At 62.1% G+C, this 15,072-nt stretch carries 12 protein-coding genes; 9 read left to right on the forward strand and 3 right to left on the reverse strand.

Annotation, left to right across the window (positions count from 1 at the left end; all coding sequences use genetic code 11):
• Positions 1–73 precede the first annotated feature (73 nt).
• From AC05QJ_RS01360 to AC05QJ_RS01395, 8 genes are all read left to right on the forward strand, one after another.
• On the forward strand, positions 74–1,588 hold the full coding sequence (locus AC05QJ_RS01360) for a bacteriocin immunity protein (protein ID WP_476745218.1): 1,515 nt from the start codon (positions 74–76) through the stop codon (positions 1,586–1,588).
• A 200-nt stretch (positions 1,589–1,788) separates the two neighbouring features.
• Positions 1,789–2,787 (forward strand): phosphate ABC transporter substrate-binding protein PstS, encoded by a 999-nt coding sequence (locus tag AC05QJ_RS01365; protein ID WP_476745219.1) that lies wholly within the window; start codon positions 1,789–1,791, stop codon positions 2,785–2,787.
• Positions 2,788–2,924: 137 nt separating this feature from the next.
• A complete protein-coding gene (locus tag AC05QJ_RS01370) occupies positions 2,925–5,213 on the forward strand; it encodes an ABC transporter permease subunit (protein ID WP_476745220.1) in 2,289 nt (762 codons plus the stop codon).
• 17 nt (positions 5,214–5,230) lie between these two features.
• Positions 5,231–6,901 (forward strand): phosphate ABC transporter permease PstA, encoded by a 1,671-nt coding sequence (gene pstA / locus AC05QJ_RS01375; RefSeq protein ID WP_476745221.1) that lies wholly within the window; start codon positions 5,231–5,233, stop codon positions 6,899–6,901.
• 86 nt (positions 6,902–6,987) lie between these two features.
• Complete coding sequence (gene pstB / locus AC05QJ_RS01380) at positions 6,988–7,821, forward strand: phosphate ABC transporter ATP-binding protein PstB (protein ID WP_476745222.1); 834 nt, start codon at positions 6,988–6,990, stop codon at positions 7,819–7,821.
• Between the two features lie 122 nt (positions 7,822–7,943).
• Positions 7,944–8,699, forward strand: a complete 756-nt coding sequence (gene phoU / locus AC05QJ_RS01385) for a phosphate signaling complex protein PhoU (RefSeq protein ID WP_476745223.1) — start codon at positions 7,944–7,946, stop codon at positions 8,697–8,699.
• Between the two features lie 165 nt (positions 8,700–8,864).
• Positions 8,865–9,764 (forward strand): response regulator, encoded by a 900-nt coding sequence (locus tag AC05QJ_RS01390; protein WP_476745224.1) that lies wholly within the window; start codon positions 8,865–8,867, stop codon positions 9,762–9,764.
• Between the two features lie 158 nt (positions 9,765–9,922).
• Entirely contained in the window at positions 9,923–10,819 is an 897-nt protein-coding gene (locus tag AC05QJ_RS01395) for a peptidoglycan DD-metalloendopeptidase family protein (protein WP_476745225.1), read from the forward strand.
• Between the two features lie 6 nt (positions 10,820–10,825).
• Here the strand turns inward: AC05QJ_RS01395 and AC05QJ_RS01400 are convergent, their stop codons facing one another.
• The 3 genes from AC05QJ_RS01400 to phoB form a co-directional block, all read right to left on the reverse strand.
• Positions 10,826–12,166: a hemolysin family protein gene (locus AC05QJ_RS01400; protein WP_476745226.1), complete on the reverse strand. Its 1,341-nt coding sequence runs from the start codon at positions 12,164–12,166 to the stop codon at positions 10,826–10,828.
• A 114-nt stretch (positions 12,167–12,280) separates the two neighbouring features.
• Positions 12,281–13,591: a phosphate regulon sensor histidine kinase PhoR gene (gene phoR / locus AC05QJ_RS01405; protein ID WP_476745227.1), complete on the reverse strand. Its 1,311-nt coding sequence runs from the start codon at positions 13,589–13,591 to the stop codon at positions 12,281–12,283.
• A gap of 170 nt (positions 13,592–13,761) precedes the next feature.
• Positions 13,762–14,451, reverse strand: coding sequence for a phosphate regulon transcriptional regulator PhoB (phoB, locus tag AC05QJ_RS01410; protein WP_476745228.1), 690 nt, complete (start codon positions 14,449–14,451; stop codon positions 13,762–13,764).
• 150 nt (positions 14,452–14,601) lie between these two features.
• Between phoB and AC05QJ_RS01415 the strand changes: the two genes are divergently transcribed.
• The gene (locus AC05QJ_RS01415; protein ID WP_476745229.1) at positions 14,602–14,970 is read left to right on the forward strand and encodes a COG4315 family predicted lipoprotein; all 369 of its coding nucleotides are present in this window, start codon (positions 14,602–14,604) and stop codon (positions 14,968–14,970) included.
• Positions 14,971–15,072 lie beyond the last annotated feature (102 nt).

Raw genomic sequence — 15,072 nt, forward strand, 5'->3', positions numbered from 1 at the left:
AACGGCGTTCATTTAAATTGAATGAACGCCAGCTGATATGTGAGTGGGTAGTGAAATGGAATTAAAACTAAACTTGCAGGACTACACCAGAGCGGAATTCACCGGACTGATATCCGCCATCTGGAACGCCGAAGCGAACAACAGTACTCAAGCCCGGCTGATCGACCACTTCGACAAGGTCGTCGGTCACCCCCTGGGAGCGGACCTGATTTTCTATCCCCCGGATGCCGAGACCGGCAACCCGCATTCGGTTGGCAATGTTCTTTTCCACATCACCCAGTGGCATCACAGCAAGGGTGTGGCGCCCTTCGCGGGTGAGTCCGTGCCAGCCCCGACGGTCAGGGCGAATGTGCGTTCGAGTGCGCAGGAAAGGAAGGTGGAAGCTTCGAGGAAGGAACTCGAAAAGGTTCGGCAGATCGCCGCAGACATAGAAGCTTCCGCACAAGTTGCAAACGGAGCGTTGGACCATTTCGGCCAGTTGATGGACCAGTGGCAATCCATTCCGGCACAGAGTCGGAGCATCGCTCAGCATGTCGACGCCATCGATGCTTTGGAGTTGGCGTTGTCGCAAGTCGTCAAATCGGTGAAAGCGCTGGATGCACCGAGAATGAAGCTGGACTTTGCCAAAGCCGCTGCCGAGCGAAATAGAACCAGCAGCGTTCATGACACCGCCATTCTGAGCAGCATTCTTGAACTCATCAGCCAGAGTGAATTGCGATACCAGGCTGTCTTCGCTGATGCCGGCCAGCGTCATGCCGAACTCTATGGTCGTTCTGTCTCGTTGTTTGACGAAGCCGAGCGGTCCATCGTTGCGCGACTGGCTGAGGCGCAGATCCATTCAATAGAACTTGCGCAAACGGTGCGCATGCGCCTTCGTTCGGTCTCTAAGGGTCCCTGTCTGATGGTTGCCGCCAAGACCCTGCACGTTGGCGAGGGAATTTCCGTCGCCCTCAAGAGCGCCATTCGCTCAGCGGTCGCGGAGTTCGACTGGCAGGCGACTTCGTTGGATGGCGAGCACCCGAGGACAGTTTCTGCCATTGCCTCCTTCAGCTTCGCTCACTGGAAGGCGCGCGACTGGTACGCCCTGAGTGTTCCGCTGGGCGAACTGATGCCCGTGGAGGGATATGACTGGCAGCATCTCGCCCGTACCGAGGCGACTGTGAAAATGCCCTATCGTCTTTTTTCGAGGTCCGTTCCAGCGGGTGAGCGAAAGCTGTCTGTCGGACTGAAGACGCTTACCGAGCTGCAGCAGATTTGCCTGACACCTGCCGATGGAAGATTGTTGCCATCCAGCGTCAGCGTCAGGTTGGCCGCGTGGGATTCAACATCCGCAGCGTTCCGCTTCACCTTATCCGGCAGGGCTCCCGTTACCCTTCACTGGTGCTCGGCAACGGATATCGGAAGTGCCGTGGACGATGCGATCAAGCCGTCTGTCGCAACCCGAGGCGGAGTACTGGATATGCCCAAGGTGCCACTGCTCGAATCCGTGCAAGAGATGGAAAACATAGTGTTTGAGGACTGTGTCGTTGTATTTCCGCCCGAGAGCGAAATTGAACCGATCTACTTGACCTTCAAGGGTATCCAGTAGGCCCATGAAGCTTTGCCCGCGGTCTTCTGACGAGCGGGCAGGGCTTTACGGCGCCGTTCTCAGGCGCTTTGACTCTTGGTGTTACAACCGCGTGATGGCCTTTCATCTAATTGTCACAATCGATTCATAGAGTAGTCACACGGCCTGCAGATACTTGGGCCCGATCCATCTCACCCCCGAATTCCTGCTAGGAGCAAGGCATGAAACTGAAGCGTTTGATGGCGGCCCTGACCTTTGTCGCCGCTGGCGTTGCCACCGCCAATGCGGTTGCCGCTGTTGACCCAGCTATTCCGACCTACACCAAGACCACCGGTGTGTCGGGCAACCTCTCCAGCGTTGGTTCCGATACCCTGGCCAACCTGATGACGCTGTGGGCTGAGGCGTACAAGAAAGAATATCCGAACGTAAACATCCAGATTCAGGCCGCCGGCTCCTCCACCGCACCACCCGCACTGACCGAAGGCACCGCCAACCTGGGCCCGATGAGCCGCAAGATGAAGGACGTCGAGCTTCAGGCTTTCGAGCAGAAGTACGGCTACAAGCCGACTGCCATCCCGGTTGCCGTTGACGCCCTGGCTGTCTTCGTCCACAAGGACAACCCGATCAAAGGCCTGACCATGGCTCAGGTTGACGCGATCTTCTCGTCCACCCGTCTGTGCGGCGGCAAGTCCGACGTCAAGACCTGGGGCGACCTGGGCGTGACCGGCGACCTGGCCAACAAGCCAGTCCAGCTGTTCGGCCGTAACTCGGTATCCGGCACCTACGGCTACTTCAAGGAAGAAGCCCTGTGCAAAGGCGACTTCAAGCCTAACGTCAACGAGCAGCCAGGTTCGGCTTCCGTTGTTCAGTCGATCAGCTCTTCGCTGAACGGCATCGGCTACTCGGGCATCGGTTACAAGACCGCCAGCGTCAAGACCGTAGCCCTGGCCAAGAAAGAAGGCGGCGAGTTCGTTGAAGACAACGAAGCCAACGCCCTGAACGGCACCTACCCGCTGTCCCGCTTCCTGTACGTCTACGTCAACAAGGCCCCGAACAAGCCTCTGGCCCCGCTGGAAGCCGAGTTCGTGAAACTGGTTCTGTCCCAGGCAGGCCAGCAGGTCGTAGTGAAAGACGGTTACATCCCGCTGCCAGCCAAAGTGGCTGAAAAAGCGCTGGCCGATCTGGGCCTGAGCCACACCGCCGGTGTAGCTAAGAACTGAGTGTGACCTGGCGGGGTTCGGAGGATGCCGAGCCCCGCCGCAAATTCCCAGTCCGCTGCCAGGACATCTGCGCGGCGGGCTTTTTTGCGTCACTGCACTGTAATGTTTTTGTCATACGGGACCGCTAGGGTGTGCGCATGAATGATCTGGCCAACTCCACAATGACCCAAAATTCTCCCCCCGTGCGGATTGATTTCAATACGCCCGAACTGCAACGCAAACGTCGTCTGCGCGCCCTCAAGGACCGCCTGACCCGCTGGTACGTACTGGTGGGCGGGCTGGCTGTGCTGGCGGCGATCACGCTGATCTTCTTCTATCTGGCCTATGTGGTCGTGCCGCTGTTCCAGGGCGCGACGCTGACCAGCAAGCAGGCACTGGAGCCGACCTGGCTGCAACAGGACGCCGGCAAGCCGCTGATGATCGCCCTGGAAGAGCAGAACCTGGTGGGTATGCGTGTCTCGGACAAGGGCCAGGCCCTGTTCTTCGATACCAAGACCGGTGCCGAGCTCAAGCGCGTCGATCTGCCCCTGCCGGCAGGCGTCCAGGTGACCTCGATCGGTTCCGACCAGCCGGGCAGCCCGCTGATCGTGCTGGGTCTGTCCAACGGTCAGGTGATGGTGTTCAACCACAGCTACAAGATCACCTACCCGGACAACAAGAAGACCATCACCCCGGCCATCGACTTCCCTTACGGCCAGGAGCCCATCACGCTGGAAGACCAGGGTCAGCCCCTGGAGCACGTCAGCCTGAACCATAACGGCGACACGCTGTTGCTGGCCGGCTCTTCGGGTTCGCACCTGCAGGTGCTGTCGCTGAGCCGTGAAGAGAACATGATGACCGGCGAAGTCACCAGCGAGCAGAACCGCATCGACCTGCCGCAGATGACCGAGCCGGTGAAGGCCATCTTCATCGACCCGCGTCAGCAGTGGCTCTACGTGCTCAACGGTCGCGCCCAGGCCGACGTGTTCAGCCTGCGCGAAAAGAGCCTCAACGGTCGCTACAAGCTGCTTGAAGACGGCAACGCCGAAATCACCGCCAGCGCCCAGCTGGTTGGCGGTATCTCGCTGATCCTCGGTGACTCCAAGGGCGGCCTGAGCCAGTGGTTCATGGCCCGTGATCCGGATGGCGAGCAGCGCTTCAAACGTATCCGCGACTTCAAGATGGACAACGCGCCGATCGTGCAGATCGACGCCGAAGAGCGCCGCAAGGGCTTCATCGCCCTGGACGCCAACGGCAAGCTGGGCGTGTTCCACAGCACCGCGCACCGCACCTTGCTGGTCGAGCCGGCCGCTGAAGGTCCGGGCACCCTGGCCCTGTCGCCTCGTGCCAATCGAGTGATCATCGAAGAAGGCGGCAAGCTGCTGCCGCTGACCCTGAAGAACCCGCACCCGGAAGTGTCCTGGAGCGCGCTGTGGAGCAAGGTCTGGTACGAGAACTACGACGAGCCGAAGTACGTCTGGCAGTCCACCGCCTCGAACACCGACTTCGAACCCAAGCTGAGCCTCTCGCCGCTGACCTTCGGTACCCTGAAGGCCGCGTTCTACGCGATGATCCTGGCCGCTCCGCTGGCCATCGCCGCGGCGATCTACACCGCTTACTTCATGGCACCGGGCATGCGCCGCAAGGTCAAGCCGGTGATCGAGCTGATGGAAGCGATGCCGACGGTGATTCTCGGCTTCTTCGCCGGTCTGTTCCTCGCGCCGTATCTTGAAGGCCACCTGCCGGGTGTGTTCAGCCTGCTGCTGATGCTGCCGCTAGGTATCCTGGTCGCCGGTTTCACCTGGAGCCGCCTGCCGGAGTCGATCCGCCTGCGCGTCCCGGATGGTTGGGAAGCCGCGATCCTGATCCCGGTGATTCTCTTCACCGGCTGGTTCGCCCTGTACATGAGTCCGTTCCTGGAGACCTGGTTCTTCGGTGGCGACATGCGCCTGTGGATCACCAACGACCTGGGCATCACCTACGACCAGCGCAACGCTCTGGTAGTGGGTATCGCCATGGGCTTCGCGGTCATCCCGAACATCTACTCGATCGCCGAGGACGCCGTGTTCAGCGTACCGCGCAGCCTGACCCTGGGCTCGCTGGCACTGGGTGCCACGCCATGGCAGACCCTGACCCGCGTGGTCATCCTCACCGCCAGCCCGGGCATCTTCTCGGCGCTGATGATCGGTATGGGCCGTGCCGTTGGCGAGACCATGATCGTGCTGATGGCCACCGGCAACACCCCGGTCATGGAGCTGAACCTGTTCGAAGGTATGCGGACCCTGGCGGCCAACGTCGCCGTGGAAATGCCCGAATCGGAAGTCGGCGGCAGCCACTACCGCGTCCTGTTCCTTGCCGCACTGGTGCTGCTGATGTTCACGTTCGTGATGAACACCTTGGCCGAGCTGATTCGCCAGCGTCTGCGCAAGAAATACTCGTCGCTTTGATAGAAAGGTAGAGATCCGTGAAAAAGGATTCCCTCAAAAGCTGGTTCAAGAGCGGCGCCCCAGGCGTCTGGATAAGCGGTGGCTCGGTGGCCATCGCGGTCATCATGACCGTCGGCCTGCTCGCTGTTATCGCCGTCCGTGGCCTGGGCCATTTCTGGCCGGCCGACCTGTTGCAAGCCAACTACACCGTGCCGGGCCAACCCGCGCACGTTGTGATCGGCGAGGTGGTACAGAAGGAAGAAGTACCGCGTGCGCGTCTGAAAGGGGCTGGCCTGCCGGTTCCGGATGACGGCCCGGAATTCATGACCCGCGAGCTGATCAAGGTGGGTAACCGCGACCTCAATGGCAGCGACTTCACCTGGGTCGTCGGCGAATGGCTGACCGAGCAGCAGACCCCGGCCGACCTGATCGCCCTGGAGCGCCGCGAGTGGGGCAACTTCTACGGCTACCTGGTCAGCGTCAAGGAAAACGGCAAGGTCGTTGCCGAGGGCCAGGCTGCCTGGACCGAACTGCAGAACCGCCTGGCTCGCTCCGAGAAGCTGGCCGGTGACCTGCAGTCCCTCGAGAAGAAAGATATCGGCGCCATCAACCATGGTTTGGAGCGCCTGCGTCTGCACAGCCGCAAGCTGGAACTGGAAGGCAAGCTGGACGCCGCCGCCCAGGCCGATATCGAATCCGAGCGCGCCGAGCTGAACAACCGCTACAAGGCCATCGAAGAGCGTCTGGGCAGCCTGCACCAGGACTTCGCCCGCGACAGCCTGGTTGCCCGCGACGGCAACGGTCGTGAAGTCGAGATCAACCTGAGCAAGGTGGTGCACGCCTACCAGCCGAACGGCATGGGCCTGTTCACCAAGCTGGGCGTGTACTTCGCCAAGGTCTGGGAATTCCTCAGCGACGACCCGCGTGAAGCCAACACCGAAGGCGGTATCTTCCCGGCCATTTTCGGTACGGTGATGATGACCCTGATCATGGCCGTGATCGTGACCCCGTTCGGCGTGCTGGCAGCGGTCTACCTGCGTGAATACGCCCGCCAGGGCCCGGTCACCCGCTTGATCCGCATCGCGGTGAACAACCTGGCCGGTGTTCCGGCGATCGTCTACGGCGTATTCGGCCTGGGCTTCTTCGTCTATGTGCTGGGTGGCTCGCTCGACCGGTTGTTCTTCCCCGAGGCACTGCCGGCGCCGACCCTGGGTACTCCGGGCCTGCTCTGGGCATCGCTGACTCTGGCACTGCTGGCGGTACCGGTGGTGATCGTGGCGACCGAAGAAGGTCTGGCGCGTATCCCGCGGACCGTGCGCGAAGGCTCCCTGGCCCTCGGCGCGACCAAGGCCGAGACGCTGTGGAAGATTGTCCTGCCGATGGCCAGCCCGGCGATGATGACCGGCATGATCCTCGCGGTGGCCCGTGCCGCCGGTGAAGTGGCGCCGCTGATGCTGGTGGGTGTGGTGAAACTGGCGCCATCGCTGCCGGTGGACGGCAACTACCCGTACCTGCACCTGGACCAGAAGATCATGCACCTGGGCTTCCACATCTATGACGTCGGCTTCCAGAGCCCGAACGTCGAGGCCGCACGGCCGCTGGTGTACGCCACCGCGCTGTTGCTGGTGCTGGTCATCGCCACGCTGAACCTGTCGGCGGTCTGGATCCGCAACCACCTGCGCGAGAAGTACAAGGCGCTGGATAGCTGATCCGCACACCCTTATCTGCAAGTGCCGCCCGTGCCGAGCGCCGGGCGGCTCGATGAAACGAAATTGATAGCGTATGGAGTCTGACCATGCAGCATGAATCCCACGCCCACGGCATCGATATGTCGGCCCTGGGTCGCGACAAACAGAGTCTGCGCCTGGCTGAAGAAACCGTGGCGATCGAAGTGCCGGGCCTGAGCCTGTTCTACGGCGAGAAACAAGCCCTGTTCGACGTCAGCATGAACATCCCCAAACAGCGCGTGACCGCCTTCATCGGCCCGTCCGGCTGCGGTAAGTCCACCCTGCTGCGTACCTTCAACCGGATGAACGATCTGGTCGATGGCTGCCGCGTCGAGGGTGCGATCAACCTCTACGGCAACAACATCTACCGCAAGGGCGAAGACGTCGCCGAGCTGCGCCGTCGCGTCGGCATGGTGTTCCAGAAGCCGAACCCGTTCCCCAAGACCATCTACGAGAACGTGGTCTACGGCCTGCGCATCCAGGGCATCAACAAGAAGCGCGTGCTCGACGAAGCCGTCGAGTGGGCACTGAAGGGCGCAGCCCTGTGGGACGAAGTCAAAGACCGCCTGCACGACTCGGCGCTGGGCCTGTCCGGTGGTCAGCAGCAGCGTCTGGTGATCGCCCGTACCATCGCCGTGGAACCGGAAGTCCTGCTGCTCGACGAGCCGTGCTCGGCACTGGACCCGATCTCGACCCTGAAGGTCGAGGAGCTGATCTACGAGCTGAAGTCCAAGTACACCATCGTCATCGTGACCCACAACATGCAACAGGCGGCCCGGGTTTCGGACTACACCGCGTTCATGTACATGGGCAAACTGGTCGAATTCGGCGATACCGATACCCTGTTCACCAACCCGGCCAAGAAACAGACCGAAGACTACATCACCGGTCGCTACGGCTAGTCGCGCGAGGCGCGACAGCTTCAAGCTGCGAGCTTCAAGCGGCAAGAAGGTGGACCCAGGGACTACACGAATGACTTGAAGCTTGCAGCTTGTAGCTGAAAGCTTCTTCGCGGAGCGAAAGCATGATCGATAAAGACAGCCTCACCCATCACATCTCCCAGCAGTTCAACGCCGAGCTCGAAGAGGTGCGCAGCCATCTCCTGGCCATGGGCGGCCTGGTGGAGAAGCAGGTCAACGACGCGGTCACCGCGCTGATCGAGGCCGACTCGGGCCTGGCCCAGCAAGTGCGCGAAGTCGACGAGCAGATCAACCAGATGGAACGCAACATCGACGAGGAGTGCGTACGCATCCTCGCCCGTCGCCAGCCGGCCGCGTCCGACCTGCGCCTGATCATCAGCATCTCCAAGTCGGTGATCGACCTGGAGCGCATCGGCGACGAGTCCACCAAGATCGCCCGCCGCGCCATCCAGTTGTGCGAAGAAGGCGAGTCGCCCCGTGGCTACGTCGAGGTTCGCCACATCGGCGACCAGGTGCGCAACATGGTTCGCGATGCGCTGGACGCCTTTGCCCGCTTCGACGCCGACCTGGCGTTGTCGGTGGCCCAGTACGACAAGACCATCGACCGCGAATACAAGACCGCCCTGCGCGAGCTGGTGACCTACATGATGGAAGACCCGCGCTCGATCTCGCGGGTGCTGAGCGTCATCTGGGCACTGCGTTCGCTGGAGCGTATCGGCGACCACGCGCGCAACATCTCGGAACTGGTGATTTACCTGGTGCGCGGCACCGATGTGCGTCACCTGGGCCTCAAACGCATGAAAGAAGAAGTGCAAGGCGTCGAAATGCCTAATGTTCCGGGCGAATCTGACGATAAATAAGACTGCCCCGAGAACTGACGCCCGGCTCATGGCCGGGCGTTTTCGTTTGCGGCAGCGCAAGAGAAGGCACCCGCGAACGAATTGAGATGTGTCCCGGCGTGACCGAAGTTTTGGCAAATGGCCATCAGTCAACGTTATGCTAGCCGGGTTCTGGAAGGAGTGGCGATGAGTAAAGTCAGTGTTCTTGTGGTGGATGACGCGCCGTTCATCCGCGACCTGGTGAAAAAGTGCCTGCGCAACTATTTCCCGGGCATGGTCACCGAAGATGCGGTCAACGGGCGCAAGGCCCAGACCCTGATGACCCGTGAAGTCTTCGACCTGGTGCTGTGCGACTGGGAGATGCCGGAAATGTCGGGCCTTGAGTTGTTGACCTGGTGCCGCCAGCAGGACGCGCTGAAGACGCTGCCCTTCATCATGGTCACCAGCCGTGGCGACAAGGAAAACGTGATCCAGGCGATTCAGGCCGGCGTTTCCGACTATGTCGGCAAGCCCTTCACCAACGAACAATTGCTGACCAAAGTGAAGAAAGCCCTGGCCAAGGTCGGCAAGCTTGACGCAGCCATGGCTGGCGGCCCCGCCCGATCCTCCACCGGTTTCGCCAACGACTCGCTGTCGGCGCTGACCAGCGGCAAAGCCGAGCAAGTCGCGGCCAGCACGCCGGCGGCTGCGCCTGCCGTCAAACCGTTGGTGAACGCACCGACGCCTCCGGCACAGCCAGCGACCCCGACAGGTCGTGGTCAGGGCCAGTTGCGCCTGTCCAGTGGCATTCAGCCCTGCATCATCAAGGCCCTGACCCTCAAGGAAGCGTCGCTGGTGGTTCGCCGCAGTGAAGCGCTGCCGCAGGTGCTGGAAGGCGCGGTACTCGATCTCGAACAGGGCGAGACCTCGGAAATCGCCCGCCTCAACGGCTACCTGCACTCGGTAGCGGCGCTTGAGCCGAAGCCCGACAGCGACTGGCTGCAACTGATCTTCCGCTTCGTCGACCAGGATGCGCAGAAGCTCGACTACCTGTCGCGCCTGATCGCCCGTGGCACCGCGCAGAAGCAGTACATTCCCGGAGCTTGATCCTGTGTCCTTCGCCGACCGAAGCCGGTCGGCGAACCGTCTGGCGGCAAATTGCCACCGCTGATCGTCTGGAACCCTCCTGAAACACTTGCGGTCCTGCGCGACGAACACTGGCTGCTAGTCTTCGACAAAGCAAAACTGTCAGAAGGCCATTAGTCATGCCGTCCCGCCTGCTGCTGTTCTGCGCCTTGCTGTTCTGCGCCGGGCCGGCTCTGGCCATGACCATCTACAAGCACACCGATGCCTACGGTGTGGTGTCCTATTCCGATCGGCCGATGCCCGGAGCACGGCCTCTCGTTTTCCGGGACCAGATGGTCGAGCAACTCGACAGTCAGGTGCATCTTCAGGCCACCCCCCACGCCGGTGGTGTGCATTTCTCCGTGTACAACGAGCTGTTCGCGCCGGTGGAGGTGGAGTTGCGCCTGGAGCGTCTCGCCAATGCCCGTGACGCCGGGCCTCGCGTGGTGCGACGGGTCGTGGGCCCGCGCGCCACGGTGGCACTCACCAGCGTGGCGGCCCTGCAGCCAGGCAAGCCGGTGACCTATCGGGAGAAGTTTCGAACCGCCCTCGGCGATCCCGCCCAGCGCCCGCAGGCCTATCGTTACCCGCTGCCCTGGCGTGGCGGTCCGTTCCGACTCACTCAAGGCCCCAATGGCCGCTTCAGTCACTTCGGTCCGAAAGGGCGCTACGCGATGGACATCGCCATGCCCGAGGGCACGCCGATCATCGCCGCGCGCCCCGGTGTAGTGGTCAAGGTAGAGAATCGCCAGAGCGGGCGGGGTACGCAGCCCTCCGGCAACTTCGTGAGGATCCTGCACAACGACGGCACCATGGGCGTGTACCTGCACCTGATGCGCGGCTCGGTGGTGGTCAGGGAAGGACAACAGGTGGCGTACGGTACGCAACTGGCGCGGTCGGGGAACACTGGGCGGAGCACTGCGCCGCACCTGCATTTCGTGGTGCAGCGCAATGTCGGGCTGGCGGTGGAGTCGATTCCCTACCAGTTCAACCAGCCCGTGGGCGGGTTGCCGAACTTCACCGCCGGCAACCCCTGAGGCGCATCAGTCCAGCTTGAGGACCTTGGCCAGGACGATCTTCGGCCCTTTCATCTTCTTGATGATGATGCGCAAGCCTTCGACTTCCAGCACTTCTTCCTCCTCCGGAACCCGCTTGAGGGTCTCGTAGACCAGGCCGGCGAGGGTTTCCGCCTCGATATGGTCCAGGTCCAGGCCCAGCAGGCGCTCGACCTTGAACAGCGGCGTGTCGCCCCGTACCAGCAGTTTGCCTGGCTGATAGGCGAGGATGCCGCGCTCGGCCTTGCGGTGTTCGTCCTGAATGTCGCCCACCAGCACTTCCAGCACGTCTTCCATGGTCAGGTAGCCGATGACCTTGCCGTCGGCTTCCTCGACCAGGGCGAAATGCGCGCCGCCCTTGCGGAACTGCTCCAGCAACTGCGACAGCGGCATATGCCGGGACACACGCTCCAGCGGACGGGTGAGTTCGGCCAGGTCGAAGGACTCGGGCACGTGGTCCAGCGCCGCCAGCTCCAGCAGCAGGTCCTTGATGTGCAGCAGGCCGACGAATTCGCCGCGTTCGGCGTCGTACACCGGGTAGCGGCTGAACTTGTGGCGGCGGAACATCGCCAGGATTTCCTTCAGCGGCGCGTTGGCGTCGAGGCTGATCATGTCTTCCCGGGAGTTGGCCCAGTCGACCACTTCCAGTTCGCCCATTTCCACCGCCGAGGCCAGCACGCGCATGCCCTGGTCGCTCGGGTCCTGGCCACGGCTGGAGTGCAGGATCAGCTTGAGCTCTTCACGGCTGTAATGGTGCTCGTGGTGCGGACCGGGTTCGCCCTGGCCGGCAATGCGCAGGATGGCGTTGGCACTGGCGTTGAGCAGGTAGATGGCCGGGTACATCAGCCAGTAGAACAGGTACAGCGGCACGGCGGTCCAGAGCGACAGCAGCTCGGGTTTGCGAATCGCCCACGACTTGGGGGCCAGTTCGCCGACCACGATGTGCAGGTACGAAATCACGAAGAAGGCGCTGAAGAACGAAATGGCCTTGATGATTTCCGGCGATTGCACGCCGACCGCGGCCAGCAAGGGTTCCAGCAGGTGGGCGAAGGCGGGCTCGCCGACCCAGCCCAGGCCCAGCGAAGCGAGGGTGATACCCAGTTGGCAGGCGGACAGGTAGGCGTCCAGCTGGCTGTGTACGGTGCGCAGGATGCTGCCGCGCCAGCCGTGCTGCTCGGCGATCGACTCGACGCGGGTCGAGCGCAGTTTGACCATGGCGAACTCGGCGGCTACGAAGAAGCCGTTGAGCAAGACCAGCAGCAGAGCGAAGAGAATCATGCCGAAATCGGCGAAAAGAGACGCGAGGGAGATACTAGAGGAAGGGTCCATGATGGAGTTTTACGGGGTCCGTCTTTTTGAAAGGGGGAGAAAAAAGATGCCAGCTCATGCTGGCACCGGTCCGCCAATGTAGCGGCTGAGAACCCAAATGCAAAGTGCGCTGGATCAGTGAAGCTTTTCTCCCGCGACCTGAACGGCGGCGAAATGGCAGGTAAAGGTGCTGCCATGGCCGGGGACACTGCTGATTTCCAGGCGACCGCGGTGGCGCAACAGCACGTGCTTGACGATCGCCAGGCCAAGGCCCGTGCCACCGGTGTTGGAGGCGCGGCTGGAGTCGACCCGGTAGAAACGCTCGGTCAGGCGCGGCAGGTGCTTGGCGTCAATGCCGATGCCTGAATCCTGCACGCTCAGGTGCGCGCCCTGCTCGTCGCCCCACCAGCGAATCCGGATGTTGCCCTCGTCCTGGGTGTACTTCACGGCGTTGAACACCAGGTTGGAGAAGGCGCTGCGCAGTTCCGCCTCGCTCCCTTTGAGGCGCAGGCCGGGCTGGGCTTCGAGGGTGATGCGCTGGTTGCGCTGCCCTGACAGGGCCTGGGCATCGCCCTTGATCGATTGCAGCAGGCTGTCGATGGCCACCGGGTGGTTGTCCGACGGGTAGTCGGTGGCTTCAAGCTTGGCCAGCAACAGCAGGTCGTTGAGCAGGGTCTGCATGCGTCCGCCCTGCTGCTGCATCTGCTGCAGTGCCCGTTTCCAGCGCGGATTCACGTCCTCGACGTTGTCCAGCAGGGTTTCCAGGTAGCCGGCGATCACGGTCAGCGGGGTACGCAGCTCATGGGAGACGTTGGCGACGAAGTCCTTGCGCATCTGCTCCAGCTGGTGGATGCGGGTGACGTCGCGCACCAGCATCAGATGTTCGTTGTTGCCGTAGCGGGTGATGTACAACTGGATGCGCAGGCGGTCACTGATGGGCGACGGAATTTCCAGCGGTTCCAGGTAGTTCTCCTGATCGAAGTACTCCTTGAAGCGCGGATGGCGAACCAGGTTGGTCACCGGCTGGCCGCCGTCCTGAGGCGTCTTGAGCCCGAGCAGGGTTTCCGCGGCGCGGTTCCACCACTCCAGGTTGCCTTCGCTGTCGAGCATGATCACCGCGTCTTTCAGCGCGGCGGTGGACTCCTGGACACGGTCGATGACCGCTTGCAGACGGCCACGCACGCGCTGGTCGCGGCGTTGCAGGTGATAGATGCTGTCGAAGATCTCGCCCCACAGGCCGTAGCCGTCCGGCGGAGGCTCGTCCGGTTTGTGTTCCTGCAGCCACTGGTGCAGGCGCAGCATCTGCTTGAGGGTCCAGCCCAGGTAGAGGGCCAGGCCTGCGGCCAGGGCCCAGCCGTAATGGCCACTGACCAGCCCGACCAGCAGGCAGACGGTGATCAGCAGCAGCAGATGGCGAATCAGGGTGCCGTGCCAGTTCTGGTTCACTTCGGGATCCTTGCGGATCAGCTTCAAGCTGCAAGCTATAAGCTGCAAGAATGAAGCGGATCGTCTAATACTTTCGCTCTTCGTGAGACAGTATGCCCCCAGGCTTCAAGCCGACGCAGGCCGGCTCTTGCTTCTACTTGAGGCTTGCAGCTTGAAGCTTGAAACGGGTTTCAGCTTTTGGTCGAAAAACGGTAGCCCGTTCCGCGCACGGTTTGTACCAGATTTTCGTAGGCATCACCCAGCGCCTTGCGCAGCCGGCGGATATGCACGTCGACGGTGCGCTCTTCGACGTAGACGTTGCCGCCCCAGACCTGGTCGAGCAGTTGTCCGCGGGTGTAGGCGCGTTCCTGGTGGGTCATGAAGAACTGCAGCAGACGGTATTCGGTAGGGCCCATTTCGGCGGGCTTGCCGTCGATGGTCACGCGGTGGCTGATCGGGTCGAGCAGCAGGCCGCCGACTTCGATCGGTGCCTCGCCATCGCTCGGGCCGGTACGGCGCAGCACGGCCTTGAGGCGGGCGACCAGCTCGCGGGGCGAGAATGGCTTGGTGATGTAGTCGTCGGCGCCGACCTCCAGGCCCTGGATCTTGTTGTCTTCCTCACCCTTGGCGGTGAGCATGATGATCGGCACGTCGCTGGTCAGTTCGTCGCGCTTGAGGCGGCGGGCCAGTTCGATGCCGGAGGTGCCTGGCAGCATCCAGTCCAGCAGGATCAGGTCCGGCTTGCGGTCGACGATGATGGCGTGGGCCTGCTGCGAGTTCTCGGCCTCGAGGCAGTCATAGCCGGCCATTTCCAATGCAACGGCGATCATCTCGCGAATTGGCGCTTCGTCGTCAACGATCAGAATGTTCCTGCCAACCATGCTCAAACCTCTCCCCAGCCTGTGGTGTCTTGGCCCGCATTAGATAACGGAATTATTGCAGTCGTGTGACAGGTCGTGGGCCGTTGCAGCAACATTCTGTTACTGAGCTAGGCTTTTAAATCCCGATCCCGAGATTTGACGGTGAATCCAATGACACGACATACGCTGAACTGGATGACGCTCTGTGCCGCCCTCGCAGTCCCAGGAATGGCGTTCGCCCACCATGCCATGGAGAAAGATGGCATGTGGGTCGATCACGCCGGCATGACGCTCTACACCTTCGACAAGGATGCGGGCGGCAAGTCCATGTGCAACGGCGAGTGCGCCAAGAACTGGCCACCGCTGATGGTCAAGGGTGACGAAAAGGCCGACGGCAAGTGGACGCAGATCAAGCGCGATGACGGCAGCATGCAGTGGGCCTACGACGGCAAGCCGCTGTACACCTTCGTCAAGGACAAGAAAGCCGGGGACATGACCGGCGATGGCATGAAGGACGTCTGGCACGTGGCCAAGCCCTGAAACCCGCGGGAGGCCTGGCATGCCTCTTGTGGGAGCGGATTCACCGGAACGCCGGACCGCCGCGATCGGCGGCGCAGCCGTCGCGGCTGAAGCCGCTCCCAC

It is taken from the genome of Pseudomonas sp. TUM25319 (assembly GCF_056388475.1).

Coding starts and splice junctions, on each gene's coding strand:
- pstB (WP_476745222.1), top strand. CDS start 6,988: ATGCAGCATGAATCCCACGCCCACGGCATCGATATGTCGGCCCTGGGT.
- AC05QJ_RS01400 (WP_476745226.1), bottom strand. CDS start 12,166: ATGGACCCTTCCTCTAGTATCTCCCTCGCGTCTCTTTTCGCCGATTTC.
- phoU (WP_476745223.1), top strand. CDS start 7,944: ATGATCGATAAAGACAGCCTCACCCATCACATCTCCCAGCAGTTCAAC.
- AC05QJ_RS01370 (WP_476745220.1), top strand. CDS start 2,925: ATGAATGATCTGGCCAACTCCACAATGACCCAAAATTCTCCCCCCGTG.
- AC05QJ_RS01395 (WP_476745225.1), top strand. CDS start 9,923: ATGCCGTCCCGCCTGCTGCTGTTCTGCGCCTTGCTGTTCTGCGCCGGG.
- phoB (WP_476745228.1), bottom strand. CDS start 14,451: ATGGTTGGCAGGAACATTCTGATCGTTGACGACGAAGCGCCAATTCGC.
- AC05QJ_RS01365 (WP_476745219.1), top strand. CDS start 1,789: ATGAAACTGAAGCGTTTGATGGCGGCCCTGACCTTTGTCGCCGCTGGC.
- AC05QJ_RS01390 (WP_476745224.1), top strand. CDS start 8,865: ATGAGTAAAGTCAGTGTTCTTGTGGTGGATGACGCGCCGTTCATCCGC.
- AC05QJ_RS01415 (WP_476745229.1), top strand. CDS start 14,602: ATGACACGACATACGCTGAACTGGATGACGCTCTGTGCCGCCCTCGCA.